The organism is Hymenobacter tenuis (genome assembly GCF_054780495.1).
On the sequence record NZ_BAAGWF010000001.1, the window covers coordinates 340,552 to 356,509 of the forward strand.

The 15,958-nt window shown below is 59.1% G+C and carries 12 protein-coding genes; 5 read left to right on the top strand and 7 right to left on the bottom strand.

Going from position 1 to position 15,958, the window contains the following annotated elements:
* Nucleotides 1-116 precede the first annotated feature (116 nt).
* Complete coding sequence (locus tag ACYVGU_RS01555; RefSeq protein ID WP_460620616.1) at nucleotides 117-2,147, bottom strand: hypothetical protein; 2,031 nt, start codon at nucleotides 2,145-2,147, stop codon at nucleotides 117-119.
* Nucleotides 2,148-2,238: 91 nt separating this feature from the next.
* A complete protein-coding gene (locus ACYVGU_RS01560; protein WP_460620617.1) occupies nucleotides 2,239-3,438 on the bottom strand; it encodes an MFS transporter in 1,200 nt (399 codons plus the stop codon).
* A gap of 230 nt (nucleotides 3,439-3,668) precedes the next feature.
* Between ACYVGU_RS01560 and ACYVGU_RS01565 the strand changes: the two genes are divergently transcribed.
* The gene (locus ACYVGU_RS01565) at nucleotides 3,669-5,342 is read left to right on the top strand and encodes a catalase (RefSeq protein ID WP_460620618.1); all 1,674 of its coding nucleotides are present in this window, start codon (nucleotides 3,669-3,671) and stop codon (nucleotides 5,340-5,342) included.
* 70 nt (nucleotides 5,343-5,412) lie between these two features.
* Here ACYVGU_RS01565 and ACYVGU_RS01570 read toward each other — a convergent pair whose 3' ends face one another.
* On the bottom strand, nucleotides 5,413-6,981 hold the full coding sequence (locus ACYVGU_RS01570) for a hypothetical protein (protein ID WP_460620619.1): 1,569 nt from the start codon (nucleotides 6,979-6,981) through the stop codon (nucleotides 5,413-5,415).
* Between the two features lie 199 nt (nucleotides 6,982-7,180).
* Between ACYVGU_RS01570 and ACYVGU_RS01575 the strand changes: the two genes are divergently transcribed.
* Entirely contained in the window at nucleotides 7,181-7,441 is a 261-nt protein-coding gene (locus ACYVGU_RS01575; RefSeq protein WP_460620620.1) for a hypothetical protein, read from the top strand.
* A 218-nt stretch (nucleotides 7,442-7,659) separates the two neighbouring features.
* On the opposite strand, the gene ACYVGU_RS01580 is transcribed toward ACYVGU_RS01575, so the two are convergent.
* Nucleotides 7,660-8,616 carry a thioredoxin family protein gene (locus ACYVGU_RS01580; RefSeq protein ID WP_460620621.1) on the bottom strand — a complete coding sequence of 319 codons (957 nt, stop codon included), beginning with the start codon at nucleotides 8,614-8,616 and terminating at the stop codon, nucleotides 7,660-7,662.
* 239 nt (nucleotides 8,617-8,855) lie between these two features.
* Here ACYVGU_RS01580 and ACYVGU_RS01585 point away from each other — a divergent pair, with 239 nt between their 5' ends.
* The 3 genes from ACYVGU_RS01585 to ACYVGU_RS01595 all read left to right on the top strand — a co-directional run bounded on the left by ACYVGU_RS01585 (nucleotide 8,856) and on the right by ACYVGU_RS01595 (nucleotide 12,031).
* The gene (locus tag ACYVGU_RS01585) at nucleotides 8,856-10,733 is read left to right on the top strand and encodes an ABC transporter ATP-binding protein (protein WP_460620622.1); all 1,878 of its coding nucleotides are present in this window, start codon (nucleotides 8,856-8,858) and stop codon (nucleotides 10,731-10,733) included.
* Between the two features lie 19 nt (nucleotides 10,734-10,752).
* Complete coding sequence (locus tag ACYVGU_RS01590; RefSeq protein WP_460620623.1) at nucleotides 10,753-11,244, top strand: GNAT family N-acetyltransferase; 492 nt, start codon at nucleotides 10,753-10,755, stop codon at nucleotides 11,242-11,244.
* A 175-nt stretch (nucleotides 11,245-11,419) separates the two neighbouring features.
* Complete coding sequence (locus ACYVGU_RS01595) at nucleotides 11,420-12,031, top strand: DUF4136 domain-containing protein (RefSeq protein ID WP_460612812.1); 612 nt, start codon at nucleotides 11,420-11,422, stop codon at nucleotides 12,029-12,031.
* Nucleotides 12,032-12,074: 43 nt separating this feature from the next.
* On the opposite strand, the gene ACYVGU_RS01600 is transcribed toward ACYVGU_RS01595, so the two are convergent.
* From ACYVGU_RS01600 to ACYVGU_RS01610, 3 genes are all read right to left on the bottom strand, one after another.
* Nucleotides 12,075-13,055, bottom strand: coding sequence for an XdhC family protein (locus tag ACYVGU_RS01600; protein WP_460620624.1), 981 nt, complete (start codon nucleotides 13,053-13,055; stop codon nucleotides 12,075-12,077).
* A 110-nt stretch (nucleotides 13,056-13,165) separates the two neighbouring features.
* Entirely contained in the window at nucleotides 13,166-13,663 is a 498-nt protein-coding gene (locus tag ACYVGU_RS01605; RefSeq protein ID WP_460620625.1) for a hypothetical protein, read from the bottom strand.
* Nucleotides 13,612-15,933: a xanthine dehydrogenase molybdopterin binding subunit gene (locus ACYVGU_RS01610; RefSeq protein ID WP_460620626.1), complete on the bottom strand. Its 2,322-nt coding sequence runs from the start codon at nucleotides 15,931-15,933 to the stop codon at nucleotides 13,612-13,614. Before ACYVGU_RS01610 ends, ACYVGU_RS01605 begins: the two co-directional genes overlap by 52 nt.
* Nucleotides 15,934-15,958: the final 25 nt, after the last annotated feature.

Consider the following 15,958-nt stretch of genomic DNA (forward strand, 5'->3'; position numbering starts at 1 on the left):
ACAAAGAGCCCGAAACCGGAAACAGCGTGTTACAATAGGGTAGTGAGCAGTAGGGCGAAGGAGCGGGGTACTAGTGGTATTCGGGACAGCAGTACTAACAGGATGCGTGGCCTGGGTTACTGCCGCTGCAGCACAATAGGCTCGGCAAACTTGGCCATGGCACGGGTATACAACTCGCGTATAGCCTGATATTCCTCCGCCGTGTACTGAGTTTTGTTTAGGTGCAACCGCCCGTTTATAGCCAGGCTTTGCGGCGTAGCGCGGTTGATGGCATAAGTAAAGCTGCCTCCGTTGTTAGGCAGTGCTAGGGTAAGATTAGCCGGCAACTCCGTTGCCGAATAGCCACTGGGCAGCGTTAGCTGCACTAGGTACTCCAGGCGGCGGGCGTTGGCCAGGTCCACCGGATACAGGCGGTCGGGACTTTGGAACGGGTTATTGGCCAAGCCTAGCTGCTGAATGGGACGCACATACAAGGTAGGAGCCGCCTGCTCGGCGCCCGGTAAATGGGTCGTAAGCTTGAGGGCCACGGGCTTGGTCACGTCATCGGAGGTAGCTTCGGCTTTCTCAATCTGCCACTCGGGGTGGGCCTGTTGCCACTGCTGGCGCAAGGCTGGCAACGGCAGGCGGTGCTCGGCGGCCGCATACCCGGCATACTCCTGGCGTACAGTACCCAGTAGGCTACCCTTCGCATCAAGCGCAAGCTGGGCGTGGGTATACCGCATATGCGGCGTGGTGGTAGCAAGGGGCACCCAACGGCCAGCAGGGCCTAGCAGCCTGCCTTGGCCATTCAGGCATTTTTCCGGCAGCAGATCGGAAGGCAGTGTTGGGTCGGTGGCATCGAGCAGCAGTTGCTTGTTGCCAGGCAGAGTTACATGGGCCGCTACGTAGTTGAACTGACTTACAACAGGCAGTTCCGTCTGAATTTTTCCGTGGCTGCGGGTGCTCAGCAGCAGCGGCTGCGCATCCAGACCGGCTTCGCGCAGAGCGTGTATCAGCAGCAAGTTTATTTCGGCAGCATTACCCTGGCGCAGCTCTCCCACCTTCTTAGGCGTATTGAGCGCATACATGGAGTTACCACCATTGTGCCCTACGGCCTGCTGCACCAACAGGCGCACGGCCGCGGCCCGGGCACTAGGGTCCGGAATGGTTTGAAGTGCTGCTGCCCCGCTGGCAAGTGGGGAGTTGCGCTGCAGGTATTGCCCGAACTCTTCTTGCTCTAGAAGCTTCTTTTCAATTTGAGCCCAGGTGCCCACAATAAAACTAGGTGGGCGGTTAGGGTCAAACTGAATGCGCTCCAGCTCGAAGTCAACGCGGCTGAGGTAGTCGTGTTCGGTCGTAAGAAAAGGCTCGGCCCGGAAAGCAGGAACATCCTTTAATACCCAGCGTCGGGTAAGAGCTTGGGTAGAAATGTTGTAGGCCTGATCAGCTGCTCCGGCACTCGAGCCATACCCATTCTCTCCTGTTTCGCGGTAAGCCGTTGAGTAGGAGGTAGAGCCGGACTCATTTACCGCGAAAGGTATATAGGAACGGGTCATTTCCTTGTACGCCATAAAACCGGGAATCTGGACCCGATACTCGCTCCAGCGGACGGGAATGTCCTGCTGGAACTGCCAATCCTGGAGGTTGAACAGGAAAGGTGAGCGCACCACATACGTAAACTCCAAAATGGAGCCCTCGCGCACGTTGGGCAGCGTGAAGGCATACTCGCTGTGGCGCTCGTCTAGTTTCTTACTGAATACCGCATCGGTTTTAAGCGGATCTTTGCTGAGCTCCTTGCCGCTGAGATTGTACGTGAGGCCTTTCAGCTGCTGAATCTGCTCCTTTTGGCTATTATCCTGGTTATGATACAGGATTACCCGCACGGTAGCGTTGTCGTAGCCCGCCTTCTTACGGACAAGCATGCGCACCGTGCGCTCGAAAAACAGCTCAAATCCATCTTGCCCGCCTTTGATCTTCGACTGGCCAAAGTCACAGAGGATTTCAGCGGCAGCAGAATCGGGGCGGGAAAGGATGACGGCAGCTTCTTTGGCATCGAGCTTACCAAAACGAAGCGGAACCTCCTGCGCTTTCAGGATAGCGGGGGCAGCGAGCAACAGCAAGCCGCTCAGAACTCCGCGCCAGGGGGCGGGAGCGATACACGTTAACATCAGAACACGGATAAATTATACCTGATAGGCCGGCTAGCACTCCGGCAGCGAAGTAAAGCTAGGCAAAAGTATAGCGCAGAACAAGATCCCTTTACTCGTGCTGTATAGCTTTGTGGCGACCGAACACTAGGTACGCCAAGCCCAGCAGAACGGAAGCTGCGCTGAGGCCGTGCACCAACGGCAAACGTGCTGGCTCATTGGTATATAGCCAGCCAGCTAGCAAGGCACCTAGGCCAATACCGGCCTCCAAGGCAATGTACATGGTAGCAACGGCCCGGCCCCGGCGCTCGGGGTGGCTCAGGTCTACCGTCCAGGCGTATAGAGTGGGCGAATTCAGGCCCGTAGCCAACCCGAACAAGATAGCACCGCCCAGAAACAAGGGTGTGGTGGTAGCCAACGCCAGCAGCACCAACGATACCACCATGAGCGCCGAGGAGCCAATGAGTACGGGCACCCGGCCATAGCGGTCGGAGGCGCGGCCGGCCAGCAGGCGCACTACCAGGGAGGCACCCGTGTAGCAGGTATAAAACAAGCCCTTGCTGCCATGGGTAAGACCAAGCAGACGGCTTTGGTCTGGAATTACCGTCAGGACGGCGCCAAACGGAAACAGGCACAGTAGCGTTGCCACGGCCGGAGCCAGCACACGCGGCTCCAGCACCTCGTTCCAATCAAGGCGCAATAGGCTCCAGCTGAAGCGCTGGCGCTGAGCCTGGGGCAAGGTTTCCGTCATGGTGCCCTGCACTACCAAGCTTAGTAGGGCCAGGCCCGAGGAGCAGTAGAACATGGTGTTCAGGGAAAACTGCTCGGCCAGAAACGAGCCTAGGGCTGGGCCGGCCGCCATGCCTAGGGAGCCCGCCACTCCGAGCAGCCCCATGGCCTCACCGCGGCGGGCGTACGGAATGATATCAGCAATGAAGGCGGCTGTGCCCGTTGGCTTAAATCCCGTGCTAAAGCCGTGTAGCAGCCGCAGGCCCAAAAAGGCCGCTACTGTAGCCGTGAAGGGGTAAAAGAAGCCGCAGACAAAGCACACCAATGAGCCAAACACCATTACCGGAATGCGACCCACAGTATCGGCCAGCTTCCCGCTGAATGGGCGCGAAAGGCCCGCTGTAAGCGTAAACAAGGCAATAATGAAGCCTTTGTACTCGGCTCCGCCTAGGCGCGTGAGGTAGTCGGGCAGCTCAGGCAGGAGCATGTTGAAGCTCATGAAGAACAGCAATGACGACAGGCACATCAGCCAGAAGCCAGGCGTGTACACGCGCGCAGAGGAGGGAGCAGAGGTAGCGGGCATTTCGGGGGCAAAGGTAGCCTCTCAAGCCAAGGTGACGCGGTGCTAGCTTCCAATTTTCCCGAAAGTATACTGGTTGATAGGATTTTTTGAGCTAGTAATTGGGTTAGATAGAGGAGATTAGCCGATGAGTATTAACAGAAGCCAAAATTCTTTTGGAGAAAAATTCTCCACTAGGTCTGCTCCCGGTCGTATCTTCACTGTACTACATCCATCATTCATTCTCTATTTGTATGGCACAAGATCAGCAGAGTCAACCGCAGAACGGCACCTCCGGCAATGGCACGGGAACTGCCGTGACTGGCGCCGGCACCTCGCACGACCAGCGCACCGCCGACGGCGAAAATGCTCAAACCTTAACCACCCGCCAGGGCCACCCACTTACCAATAACCAGAACCTGCGCACTGTGGGCAGCCGCGGCCCTGCCACGCTGGAAAACTATCAGTTTCTGGAGAAAATAAGCCACTTTGACCGCGAGCGGGTTCCGGAGCGCGTAGTGCACGCCCGCGGCGCGGGTGCACATGGCGTGTTTGAAGCGTACGGCAAAGTAGGCGACGAGCCGATTGAAAAATATACCCGCGCCAAACTGTTCAATACGCCCGGCAAACAAACGCCCGTGTTCGTGCGCTTCAGCACGGTGGGCCACGGCGGGCACTCGCCCGAAACCCTCCGCGACCCGCGCGGCTTTGCCGTGAAGTTCTATACCGAAGACGGCAACTGGGACTTGGTAGGCAACAACCTGAAGGTGTTCTTTATCCGGGATGCCATGAAGTTTCCGGACCTGATTCACTCTCAGAAGCCCGATCCGGTAACGAACCGCCAGAGCGGGGAGCGAATTTTCGACTTCATTGCCAACACGCCGGAAGCCATGCACATGGTTTCCTTCCTGTTCTCGCCGTGGGGCATTCCGGCCAACTACCGCCAGATGCAGGGCTCCGGCGTGAACACCTACAAGTGGGTGAATGCCCAAGGCGAAGCGGTGCTGGTGAAATACCACTGGGAGCCGCTGCAGGGCATCAAGAACCTAACGGCTCAGGAAGCGGAAGCCATTCAAGCCAAAAACTTCAACCACGCTACCCAGGACCTGTTCGACAACATTAAAGCCGGCAACTTCCCGCAGTGGGAGCTGTGCGTGCAGATTATGTCGGATGATGAGCACCCTGAGCTGGACTTCGACCCCTTGGACGACACCAAAATCTGGCCCCAGGATCAGTTCCCGTTCCTGCCCGTGGGCAAGATGACGCTCAACAAAAACCCCGAGAACTACTTTGCCGAGGTAGAGCAGGTCGCGTTTGGTACGGGTGTGCTGGTAGATGGCCTGGATTTCTCGGACGACAAAATGCTACAGGGGCGCACGTTCTCGTACTCCGATACGCAGCGTTACCGTGTGGGCACCAACTACCTGCAGTTGCCTATCAATGCGCCCAAAAAGCACGTGGCTACCAACCAGCGCGATGGTCAGATGGCCTACCATGTTGATTCGGCGCCCGGTCAGAACCTGCACATCAACTACGAGCCCAGCAGCCTGAACGGCCTGAAAGAAGCGCCACGCACGGCTCCGGACCATATGCCCGAGTACACCGGCCGCTTGGTTCGCCAAACCCTCGACCGCACCAATAACTTTAAGCAAGCCGGCGAACGGTACCGCTTGCACGAGGATTGGGAGCGTGACGACCTGATCAACAACATGGTAGGTGCCTTGGCCGACGCCGACCGAAGAGTGAGCGACAAAATGGTAGAGCTGTGCACCAACTGCGACCCGGATTGGGGCCAGCGCCTCGCCGATGGGTTGCAGAAAGCCCGCAGCAGCATGCACGCCGCCGGCGGCAACCAATACAATGAAGCACAGCAGGCACAAGCCGTAGAGCAAGCCGAAGCCGTCTCGCACGAAGCGAAGCCGTACTAAGCCGCTTTTTTGCTTAGCAGAAAAAGGCCTCACCAACTGGTGAGGCCTTTTTCTGTCGGTTTAGGTTTTGCTAGGGGGTAGGTTGCTCCGAAGTGCTCGGTACGGAGTCGGGCTCAACCGGGGCCGCGGTAGGCGCCAGAATTTGGGCGGAGTCCGGAGCTTGCTCATCGGAGGTAAGGTTTTCCTCGGACGAGGAGCTAGTAGCCTCGGCGTCCTCAGGTTCAGGTGGTGTAGAGTCCGACGACACGACGAGCGTATCAGGTTGAATATCGGAAAGGGAAGGAGCGGTAGCTGATGCTGCGGGTTGGTCTTCGTCTGCGGCTGATTTTTCGGTTTTGGAGCGGGAAGGCCGCTCGCGCCACTTTTCTGAGAGTTGCACCGTGCCCCAGACGGCACCCCCCAACACGGCCAACGCGACACCCAGCACCATAACTGCGCGGGGCCACTGCAGCCGCCACGAAGGCCGCCGGATTAAATTGCCAGCAGCTGACCGAACAACGGGCGGAGTAGGGGCGCTTGGAGCTGGCTGGGTAGGGTTTGGGCTAACCGGAGCCCTAGTAACCGGAGCGGCCGCAGGCAGAGCCCCTGGGGCAGGGGCGCTCTGCAACTGCTCAATTAGCTGCCCCAATTGCCGAATTCGGGCATCCAGCTCTTGGTTACGCGCTGCCGACTCGGCCTGCGTGGCCCGAATGGCTTCTTTCAGCTGGTTTTTCTCCTGGGTTTCGGCGGCTAGGCGGGCCTGTAGTCCGGCTACTTCAGCGGCGGCCGATGGCGCTTGGTTTAGCTTGGCCCGCAGCTCCTCAATGCTTCGTTCCCGCTCGGCTTCGCGGGCCTCCATTTGTTGGCGTTGCTGCGCTAGCTCTGTGCGCACCTGCTGGCTGAGCTGCTCCAGGCGCTGCAACTCCTGCTGGCTGGCCGCTACGGCCTCAGCGGCTGAGCCATACGGGGCATCGTGCGGAATGTCGCCGGCACCTAACCAGCTCCACAGCTGGCGGGCCTTCTGCTCCCAGTAGCCGCCGGTTGGGTTGTCGTCGAGGGCATGGCTAGAAGAATTGGGGCTGGAAGACGTGGAAATGCTGGCGGCCCAGGCCGTGAGGGCCGGAGGCGAGAGGTTGAGGGAGGAGTTGCTGAGCTGCCGCAACCGCCGGTTCAGCTGCGTAAGGTGGCTGACCAGCTGAAAGTTTTCGGCGCCCGGCTTGCGCCGCAAGTAGCTTTCAACCTTCGGGCTGAACTGCACCGTGCCGGCAAACAACACCAGGCCCGTCACGTCCTCGGGGTGCACAAAGGCCGGTGCCAGCTGACCGCTGAGCCAAGAGGCTACGGCATCCTGCTGATTCAGAAACTGCTCGAAGGGGTTGGCGGCGTGCTCATCGCCGTGCAGCGTGTAGGGGCCCAGGTGCCAGGCGCCCGCCTCCTGGTCCGGAATATCCAGCAGGCCACCCTGAGGCACAAACAGTAGCACCGTGATGCTACCTGGCCGCACCAGCAAGGCATCTACTACCTCGCCTTCGACCTCAAAGTTGCCTAGCAGAATGGTGGGAAAAGCGGTAGGTTCTGCCTCCAGCGCAGCCAGTACGGCCTGATATTGCGCCTGGCGGGCAGAATCTTCGAAGGGAGCGAACAGAAAGCTATGCAGCATGGGCAGTGCGGGTGGGCTGCCTCTAACGCAGGCCCAAAAGGAAAGGTACGGAAGCGAGGCAATATGTGCTGCAGGGGGCTCTGCGGGAACTTCAGAAAGCACTCATCAGGGGCTGTAAGGGCCCTTGTAGGCTACCTCAACACTATACCACTTCTAAAAAGCCGCCGTACACTATCCCAGATCCAACTATTCAGATGCTATGCCACTCCACGAGCAACTCGACAAGAAACTAAGCAAAACCTACGAGCCTTCTTCTCGCATTGATGATGTGTTCAAGGGCTACGACATCACGTTCCTGACCAACGAGCACGGCGAACCGGTTACGCTGTTTTTCGGGAAGCGCCGCCCCGATGGCTCGATATCAGGAGAGCGGTTTACCCGCACCATTAAACGCGAGCCGGGCAGCCTGGTAGTGAAGCACAGCCACTGGGACAACCAAGGCAAGATTATGAACCGGTAACGCTCATTTGCTAGGGGTAAATTATACCCAAACCCTTTTACTCAGTGCGGCGGCCCGCAGGAACAGCTCGTGAAAACTGGCTACTTCTTGCGGGCCGTTTGTATTTCGGCGAGCAGGGCGGTTGCGTCGTCACTCTTTTCCTGCTTTTGTTGGGCAAGGGTAATGGCGGCGCGAGCCACGGCGGCGGCCTGCATTTCTTGGTGCGCTTGGTGCAGCAGCTACGCGTGCAGCAAGGTGTTCTCGTAGGTTTTTTCTTGGCGCAGCAACACCGGCATAAACTTCAGGGCCAGGCCTAGTGCCTCTTGCTGGCGCGCTAGCCCCTGTTCCTGCCCGAAGTAGTGCACATAGGTAGCCGTTTTGCGCAAGGTATATGCATCAGGATTAGGGCGGCGGGTATGGCGCAGGGTGGCACCGGCGTAAGCCACCCAGTCGCGGCGGGCTTCCAGGAAATTGATGGTGGCTAAGCTGTGGGCCCGGGCCGTATCCGGGAAGCTGGTGCTTACTAGGTGCCGCACGCGGCTGAAGGCAGTGGCATCCTTGCTTTTGCCGGCTTCTGCTGCCAGTCGGGCTAGTAGGCGCTCGGCCTTGCGCTGCACCTCACTAGCTGGGTAGTACCTCTGAAACGCCGCCTGATTCTGCAGGAAAAACTCGTTAGTTGCGGCATTAGTTTGCGTGAAAAGAAAGCGCAGATTTTTCTCTGACCGAAGCTGCTCCGCAGATTGGGTGGCCAGATATTCAGTTAATACGCGGCTCTGCGGGCTTTGGGCCTCCGACGAAAACTCCAGCGCCCGGCTATAGGCATACAGCAAATCCGCTGTACGCTCGCCAGCTTGGTAGCGGCGCTGCAGCGCATAGAAAGCCGATTCCGGAACGAAAGCCGCCTTGGCATCGGCTATAAACTCGGCGGCGGGTTTTGCTCCCAGGCTTCGGTGCAGCAGTTTGCCGGTTTCATCGAGGTAGAGATACGTCGGGAAGCTGGCTATATCGTAGCGCCTGGCGAAGGCCGTATCCATCGTGATGTTGACTTGGTAGCTGATAAACGTGCGGTTGTAGTAAGTGGCCGCGGCGGCATCCTGAAAGGTAGTAGCTTCCATTTCGCGGCAAAAATGGCAACCCGGCGAATATGCGTATACAAAAACCGGCTTGTGCTCCTGGCGTGCCCGCGTCAGCACCACCTCCCACGGGCTAGCGGCAAACCGAATGACCTAGTTCTGGGCCCAACTTGGCAACGTCAGCAAACAGAAAAGTATGGCTAGGGTAACGTATTTCATTCTAGAGAAGTAATACATCGGATAGTGGAATACAGAGCGGCCCGGCCGCTGATAACACTCGAAATATAGCGCGTTTGCGCAACAGTGCCTGCCAAAACGGCCGCCCCCGTACTTCGGCCTGAAGTGTGCCGTATAGCCAGTATATGGCTCGTTCTGACTCTTTCTTTTCTACTATCTCCGCCAAAAAACCGCGCCCCGATGGCAAGCCCAGCCTTACGGTGCGGGAGCGGTTTTCGGCCCTCAAAAACCTACCGGAATTTTTACGCCTGATCTGGCAGACCAGCCCAGCCCTCACGCTCGGCAACGTAGGCCTGCGTCTGCTACGGGCCGCGTTGCCGGTGGCCATGCTGTATGTGGGTCAACTCATCCTCGATACAGTAGTGCAACTGAGCCGCCAGCCGGTCACGGAGCGGGAGCTGACCCCGGTACTGACCCTTGTGGCGTTGGAGTTTGGGCTGGCTGTGCTTTCCGATGCGCTAGGCCGCGGGGTGGCCCTGCTCGATTCGTTGCTCGGCGACCTGTTTGCCAACCAGACTTCTGTACGCCTGATGCAGCACGCCGCGGAGCTGGATCTGGATCAGTTCGAGGACAGCACGTTTTATGATAAGCTGGAGCGCGCCCGCCGCCAAACCCTGTCCCGCACGGTGCTGATGGCCCAGGTGCTCAGCCAGGCCCAGGACAGCATTACCATGGTGTTTCTGGCCGTGGGCCTGGTGGCCTTTAACCCGTGGTTGCTGCTGTTGCTACTGGTGGCGGTGGTACCGGCCTTCCTGGGCGAGTCGCACTTCAATGAGAAAAGCTACTCCTTGGTGCACGGCTGGACGCCCGAACGGCGCGAGCTAGACTACCTGCGCCAAACCGGCGCCTCCGACGAAACCGCCAAAGAAGTTAAGATTTTCGGGCTTTCAGGGTTCCTGATTGACCGGTTTCGCACGCTGTCGGATCAGTTTTACAACCAGAACAAAGCCCTCGTGATTCGGCGGGCCAGTTGGGGTACGTTTTTCGCGGCTATTGGGGCAGGCGGCTATTACGCGGCCTACGTGTACATCATCAGCCAGGCCGTGCGCGGACAGATTTCTATTGGCCAACTAACGTTTCTGGCAGGCTCGTTCGGGCGCATGCGGGGGCTGCTGGAAGGTATTCTGAGCCGCTTCAGCTCGGTGGCCGAAGGGGCACTGTATCTGCAAGACTTCTTCGACTTTTTCCACCTAGAGCCGCGCATCCGGCGCAACGAGGCCCAAACCGTCCGGCCGTTCCCCAACCCCATTCGGGAAGGGTTCCGGTTTGAAAACGTGGGCTTTAAATACCGCAACGCCGAAAAATGGGCCTTGCGTAACCTCAACTTCACGCTGCAGGCCGGCGAGAAGCTGGCGTTGGTAGGCGAAAACGGCGCTGGCAAAACTACCCTAGTAAAGCTGCTTGCCCGCCTCTACGACCCTAGTGAAGGCCGCATCCTGCTCGATGGCTACGACCTGCGCGAGTACGACCCCGCCGAGCTGCGCCAGGAAATTGGTGTAATCTTCCAGGATTTTGTGCGGTTCCAGTTGCCGGCCGGGCAAAACCTAGCCGTGGGCCGGATTGAGCAGAAAGACAACCGCCCGCGCATTGAGCTGGCGGCCTCGCAAAGCCTGGCCGATTCGGTGATTGCTAAGCTGCCCAATGGCTACGACCAAATGATTGGGCGCCGCTTCAACGGCGGCGTTGACCTGAGCGGCGGCGAGTGGCAGAAAATCGCGCTGGGCCGGGCCTACATGCGCGATGCTCAGCTGCTCATCCTCGACGAGCCCACCGCCGCCCTCGATGCCCGCGCCGAGCATGAGGTATTCCAGCGCTTCAGCGACCTGACCAAAGGCAAAACCGCCGTGCTTATCAGTCACCGCTTCAGCACCGTGCGCATGGCCGACCGCATTTTGGTGATTGAGCTCGGCCAGTTTGTGGAAATCGGGAGCCATGAGGAACTGTTGGCCCGAGGCGGCCGCTACGCCGAGCTGTTTCAGTTGCAGGCGGCCGGTTACCGGTAAGGGGTAGTAACTTGGTCCCATGCAGATAGACTACCATTTCTGGCCCGTTTTGCCTACCGAGGATGCCGCTGCCTTTGAGCCTTTGGTGGCGTTGCTGGCCGAAGTTTTGGAAAGCACACCCGCCAGTGTGGCAACTGATTTGCGCTACCGCCAAGGCCAGCAGCCGGTGCAGGCGTGGCTTGCCTCAGTAAATGGCCAACTGGTAGGCTGCAAGCTGGGCCATGAGCGGCAACCCGGGCACTACTACAGCTGGCTGGGCGGCGTGTTGCCGGGCTACCGCCGCCTCGGCGTTGCGGCCGCCCTCATGGAGCAACAGCACGCCTGGTGTCAGGAGCACAACTACCGCCGCATCCGGACGCAAACCTTTAATAAGTGGCGGGCCATGCTGCTGCTGAACCTGCGCCACGGCTTCGATATTGTAGGGACGATACAGGCGGCACGCGGGCTAACCATTGTCCTGGAAAAAGGGCTGGCACAAGAAGCAATGCCGCCGCCGGTGCTAGCCTCCTAATGCGCCCAAACCCAGGTTAAAATTGCCCTGCATTTTTTTAAGTAAACCAGAAGCTTGCCCTACGCATCTTAAAAGCACTTCAGGAAAGAAAGACAGAATTTTACTGCTGATAATCAATCGATAAGCAACTTCATTTCGTAAATTGGAAGTACGTCTTTTTTCATTTCCAGTGCCTATGAAATTGCTTGCTACTCTGCTAGCCGGCGGCGGCTTGTTGCTGTCGGGCTGCCTGATGTCGCGCGAAGCTCGCGTGGAATCTGATTACAGCTACTCGGGGCATTTTCGCCGCTACCGCACCTACGAATTCATTAGTGGCGACGGCATCAATTCCGATACCAGCCGGTTGGGAGAAGCCCTGCGCGACGCCATCCGGACCCGGATGAAGCTACAGGGCTACCGGCCCGCCAAGCGCCGCGCCGATCTGCTGGTGAACTTCCGGTTATTTGAGGGTGATATGCGCTTTAGAGGCTACGCGCAGGAAGACTTCACGAGGTGGGTGAAAAATGGCAACATCGAGGACGATGAAACTCCACGTGAAGGCCGCAAAGGCTACCAACCCGTGCGCATGCTCCTTTCGGAGGGCACGCTACTCGTAACCCTGATTGATAACCAGACCAATCGGGCCGTGTGGAATGGGTATGCCTCCGGTGTAAGCGTGCCCCCCGGACCGCAGGGTGAAGTGGTGCTGCGGCGCTCCGTGCGCTCCATTTTCGACCAGTACCATGTTTTTACAGAAGGCTACCTGCAAGGCAATAATGGCGGTGGTGGCTCAGAAACTGAAAACTAGCCTTGCCGCTGCGCGCTGCAGTTTACTAGCCCCCTGAAGACAGTTACCGGTTGCGTTCCTGAATGATTTCGGCCGCTATACTGATGGCAATTTCCTCGGGGGTGCGGCTATGGATAGGTAGCCCAATCGGCGCCCGCAGGCGGGCCAGCTGTTCTTCCGGTACACTTTCGGCGCGCAGTGTACCTAGTAGCTCCGCTATTTTGGCCGCGCTGCCCAGCACACCCAAATACCGAACCGGATGCTGGAGCAGCTGGCGCAGTGCTACTAGGTCGGAGCGGTAGCCAAACGTCATCAGAACAACATAGTGGTTCGGGCCTTCGGGGATTTCGCGGGCTAGCTCTTCGTAGCGCACGGTGCGCTTATGATGCGCAAAGGTGTTGCTTAAATGCGTGTTCAAGCACGGTCGGTCGTCTAGCACCGTCAGCTCAAAATCAAGCATGCTCAGCACCTTCGATAAGGCTAGGCTCACGTGGCCGGCCCCTACAATAGTGGCGTGGTCGCGAAAGCCCAGCCGCTCGCTATAGTACCAGTCGGGGCCGGGCCGGAACTGAAACGTGGGCGCCGTGCTGCCCGGCAGCACCTGCAAGCCGTGTGCCGCTGATAACTCCAGCTGGGCCGGGGCCAACTCGCGCAAGGCCCGCTTGCACTCTACCACCGCCGGTAAATCAGAAGCCCTGAGCGGGAACACCAGCACCCATTGCTCGCCAGAACAGATCATGCCGGAGCGGTCAGCGGAGGCTGCTTTCTGATGAATTTGGTGGCGGAGCAGGGGCTGCGGGGCGTCGTCGCGGAGCAGTGCGCGGGCCAGCTCCACAAACTTGTGCTCCATGATGCCGCCCCCAATGGAGCCAGCCAGACTAGCGGCCGTTACCGTCATTTTGAATCCTTGGCGGCCGGGGCTGCTGCCTTGGCTGGCGGGCACGCACAGCAGTGCCACCGGAATGCCGGCCCGCAGGTTGGCGGCTGCGTGTTGCCACACGAGCAGGTCGCGCGGGGCCGGTGGCAAGTCAGGTACGAAATCCAAAGTGGGGTAAGTAGACGAAATGGAAGTAGGTTGTGTGGCTACCAGCTTTCGTGAGGTAAACCAATGAGCGTAAGACAGGTTTGAGCAGCCACGGCACCTAGGCTACTTGGTTAGAGCCAAACGGCACTCACGGCATAATACACCGCCATCAGGCCCGAAAACACAGCACTGGCCACAAACCGCCACTCAGCCGATACTTTGTTCTGAATAAAGTAGTTGGCGCCCAACGAAACCGGAATATTAACCAGAAACGACCGGGTTGCGAGCGGCAGCAGGCCTAGGGTTATCTGCTCAGGGTGGCCAGAAAACAGCCGCAGAAACACGTAGTGCCGCGCTATCCAGAGCGGGTTGAAATACAGCAGCGAAAGCGACGCGCGCATGAGTTTGGTGGGCCAACTGGCATGAGCGCTAGGCGGAACCCGGCGGTCAAGCCAGCGGAAATACGCGGGCACCTCAGTCGAGTAAAGAAGGCCGCCTACCAGTGCCATACCCAGCAGACGCCCCCACGAAAATTGGTGCAGCAATAGTGCCGCAACGGTGTCGCCGGCGGCATAAATCAGGAAGCCGCGGAGGTGGTTGCGTAGTTGGATGGAGCGGGTGAGTGCCAAGCGTGGGTGGTAGAAGGGGCGTCGGGGTAGAGATTCAGGAGAACTTTTTCCGGCGTCATGGGAGCAGAGAAAGGAAGCGGAGCATCGGGGCGAAAGGCTCGTATGGCGTCGCGCAAAGCAAAGTAGGTGCCTATGCCATACATCAGCGGCGGCTCGCCCACGGCCTTGGAGCGCATCACGGCCCTAGGGTGGCCGGGCGTATCAAGGAAATGCACATCCAGCACCTTAGGTGCCGAGTAGAGGTCCGGAATTTTGTAGGAGTTCAGCGAGTTGCTGAGTAAGCGGCCCTCCTCGTTGTACACCAGCTCTTCCAGCGTCATCCAGCCAATGCCCTGCACGGCGCCGCCTTCAATCTGCCCGCGGTCTACGGCAGGGTTCAGGCTTTGCCCGAAATCGTGCGCAATGCGTACGGCCTCTACCTCATAGGTGCCGCGCAGGCAATCAACGTGCACTGTGGTAAGGGCTGTGCCATACACGTGGTAAGCAAACGGGTAGCCCTGATTGGTTTCCGCATCAAAATGCAAATCGGGGGTAGCGTAGTGGGCGTTTTCGGAGAGGCTGATGCGCTGCCAATACGCCGCTGAAACTAGTTTTTCCCAGGTGGTGTCGGCGGGAGTGCCGGCGGCTAGCACCTGCTCGTTTTCAATATGCAGGCCTTCGTAGTCCATTTTCAGCTCCGTGGCTGCCAAGCGCAAGAGCCGTTCACGCAGCGCCAAACAGGCCAACTCCGTGGCCTTACCATTCAGGTCGGCGGTGGCGGAGGCAGCGGAAGGCGAGGTATTGGCCACGCGCGTGGTGTTGGTACTTTCTACCTTGATGCGGCCTAGCGAAATGCCTAGGGTTTGGGCCGCTACCTGGGCAATTTTCGTGTTCACGCCCTGGCCCATTTCCACGGCACCCGTGCTTACACCCACTGAGCCATCGGTGTAAATGTGCACCAGCGCCCGCGCCTGGTTCATGGCAGTTTTGGTGAAGGAAATGCCAAAGCAAATCGGCATCACGGCCAGCCCCTTCTTGACTAGCTTGTGCGCAGCATTGAACTCCGCCACCTCTTGGCGCAGCGCCGGCAGGTTGTAGAGGTCGGCGGCGGTATCCCAGGCTTGCTCGGCGTGGCAGCCTTCCGTGGGCTGGCGGTACGGAAACAGGTCGCCTTCCCGGAGCAGGTTGCGGCGCTGAATGTCACTGGCTTCTACCCCCAAGCGCTCTGCCGCACAGGCAATGGCCGACTCAATTACAAACATGCCCTGCGGTCCGCCAAAGCCCCGGAAGGCCGTATTGGGCGGCAGGTTGGTGCGGCAGCTGTAAGCCGTGGTCGTCACGTTCGGAACAAAGTAGGTGTTGGTGGAGTGAAATAAGGTCCGCTCCAGAACGGCCGGCGATAAATCGGCAGCGGCACCGGCGTTTTGGTAGAAAGTAGCCTCGTAGGCTACAATCCGCAGGTTTTGGTCGAGCCCGATTTTGAAGTCGGAGGAGTAGGGGTGGCGCTTGCCGGTCATGCGCATGTCGGCCATGCGGTCCAGCACCAGCTTTACGGGGCGCCGGGCCACAACGGCACCTAGGGCCGCCAGGGCACCCCACGGCGTGGCCTGGTCTTCTTTACCGCCAAAGCCGCCGCCCAGTCGTGTCACGTCGACTTCCACTTGGTGCATGCCGAGGCCTAGTACGCGAGCCGTGTGGCGTTGCACAGCCGTGGGGCCTTGCGTAGAGGAAACAATGCGCACGCCGCCCATTTCGGTGGGAAAAGCGTAAGCTCCCTGCGTTTCGATGTACAAGTGCTCCTGTCCACCCGATTCCGCTACGCCCTCGAATACGTGGGCGCAGTGCGCCCAGGCCGCTGCTGAGTCGCCGATGCGGAAAGTGCGCGGCGGCACAATCAGCTCGTTTTGGGCGGCCGCCACCCTCGGGTCCACTATCACCGGCAAGGACGCTACCTCTACCCGTACGTGCGCCAGAGCCGCATGGGCAGCATGCTCAGAGTTGGCTAGGACCAGGGCTACGGGCTGACCCCGAAAATGCACGTGGCCTTCGGCCAGCAACGGCTCATCGGGCACAATGCCACCAATTTGGTTTTCGCCCGGAATATCAGCAGCCGTGATAACGCGCACTACGCCGGGCTGTAGCAGCGCCGCTGAAGCATCAATGGTCAGCAGCTGGCCGTGCGCCACCGGTGACTCAACTACCGCAGCGTACAAGGTGCCGTGCTGCACCGGAATATCATCGAGGTACTGAGATTCGCCGCGCACGTGGCGGTTCGGATCGAGGTAGTTCATGCAAAGAAGGGTGGGAAGTGGGGGC

What these genes read in the sequence shown, in the direction of transcription:
- ACYVGU_RS01555 (WP_460620616.1), bottom strand. Translation starts at nt 2,147, where the DNA reads ATGTTAACGTGTATCGCTCCCGCCCCCTGGCGCGGAGTTCTGAGCGGC.
- ACYVGU_RS01560 (WP_460620617.1), bottom strand. Translation starts at nt 3,438, where the DNA reads ATGCCCGCTACCTCTGCTCCCTCCTCTGCGCGCGTGTACACGCCTGGC.
- ACYVGU_RS01565 (WP_460620618.1), top strand. Translation starts at nt 3,669, where the DNA reads ATGGCACAAGATCAGCAGAGTCAACCGCAGAACGGCACCTCCGGCAAT.
- ACYVGU_RS01570 (WP_460620619.1), bottom strand. Translation starts at nt 6,981, where the DNA reads ATGCTGCATAGCTTTCTGTTCGCTCCCTTCGAAGATTCTGCCCGCCAG.
- ACYVGU_RS01575 (WP_460620620.1), top strand. Translation starts at nt 7,181, where the DNA reads ATGCCACTCCACGAGCAACTCGACAAGAAACTAAGCAAAACCTACGAG.
- ACYVGU_RS01585 (WP_460620622.1), top strand. Translation starts at nt 8,856, where the DNA reads ATGGCTCGTTCTGACTCTTTCTTTTCTACTATCTCCGCCAAAAAACCG.
- ACYVGU_RS01590 (WP_460620623.1), top strand. Translation starts at nt 10,753, where the DNA reads ATGCAGATAGACTACCATTTCTGGCCCGTTTTGCCTACCGAGGATGCC.
- ACYVGU_RS01595 (WP_460612812.1), top strand. Translation starts at nt 11,420, where the DNA reads ATGAAATTGCTTGCTACTCTGCTAGCCGGCGGCGGCTTGTTGCTGTCG.
- ACYVGU_RS01610 (WP_460620626.1), bottom strand. Translation starts at nt 15,933, where the DNA reads ATGAACTACCTCGATCCGAACCGCCACGTGCGCGGCGAATCTCAGTAC.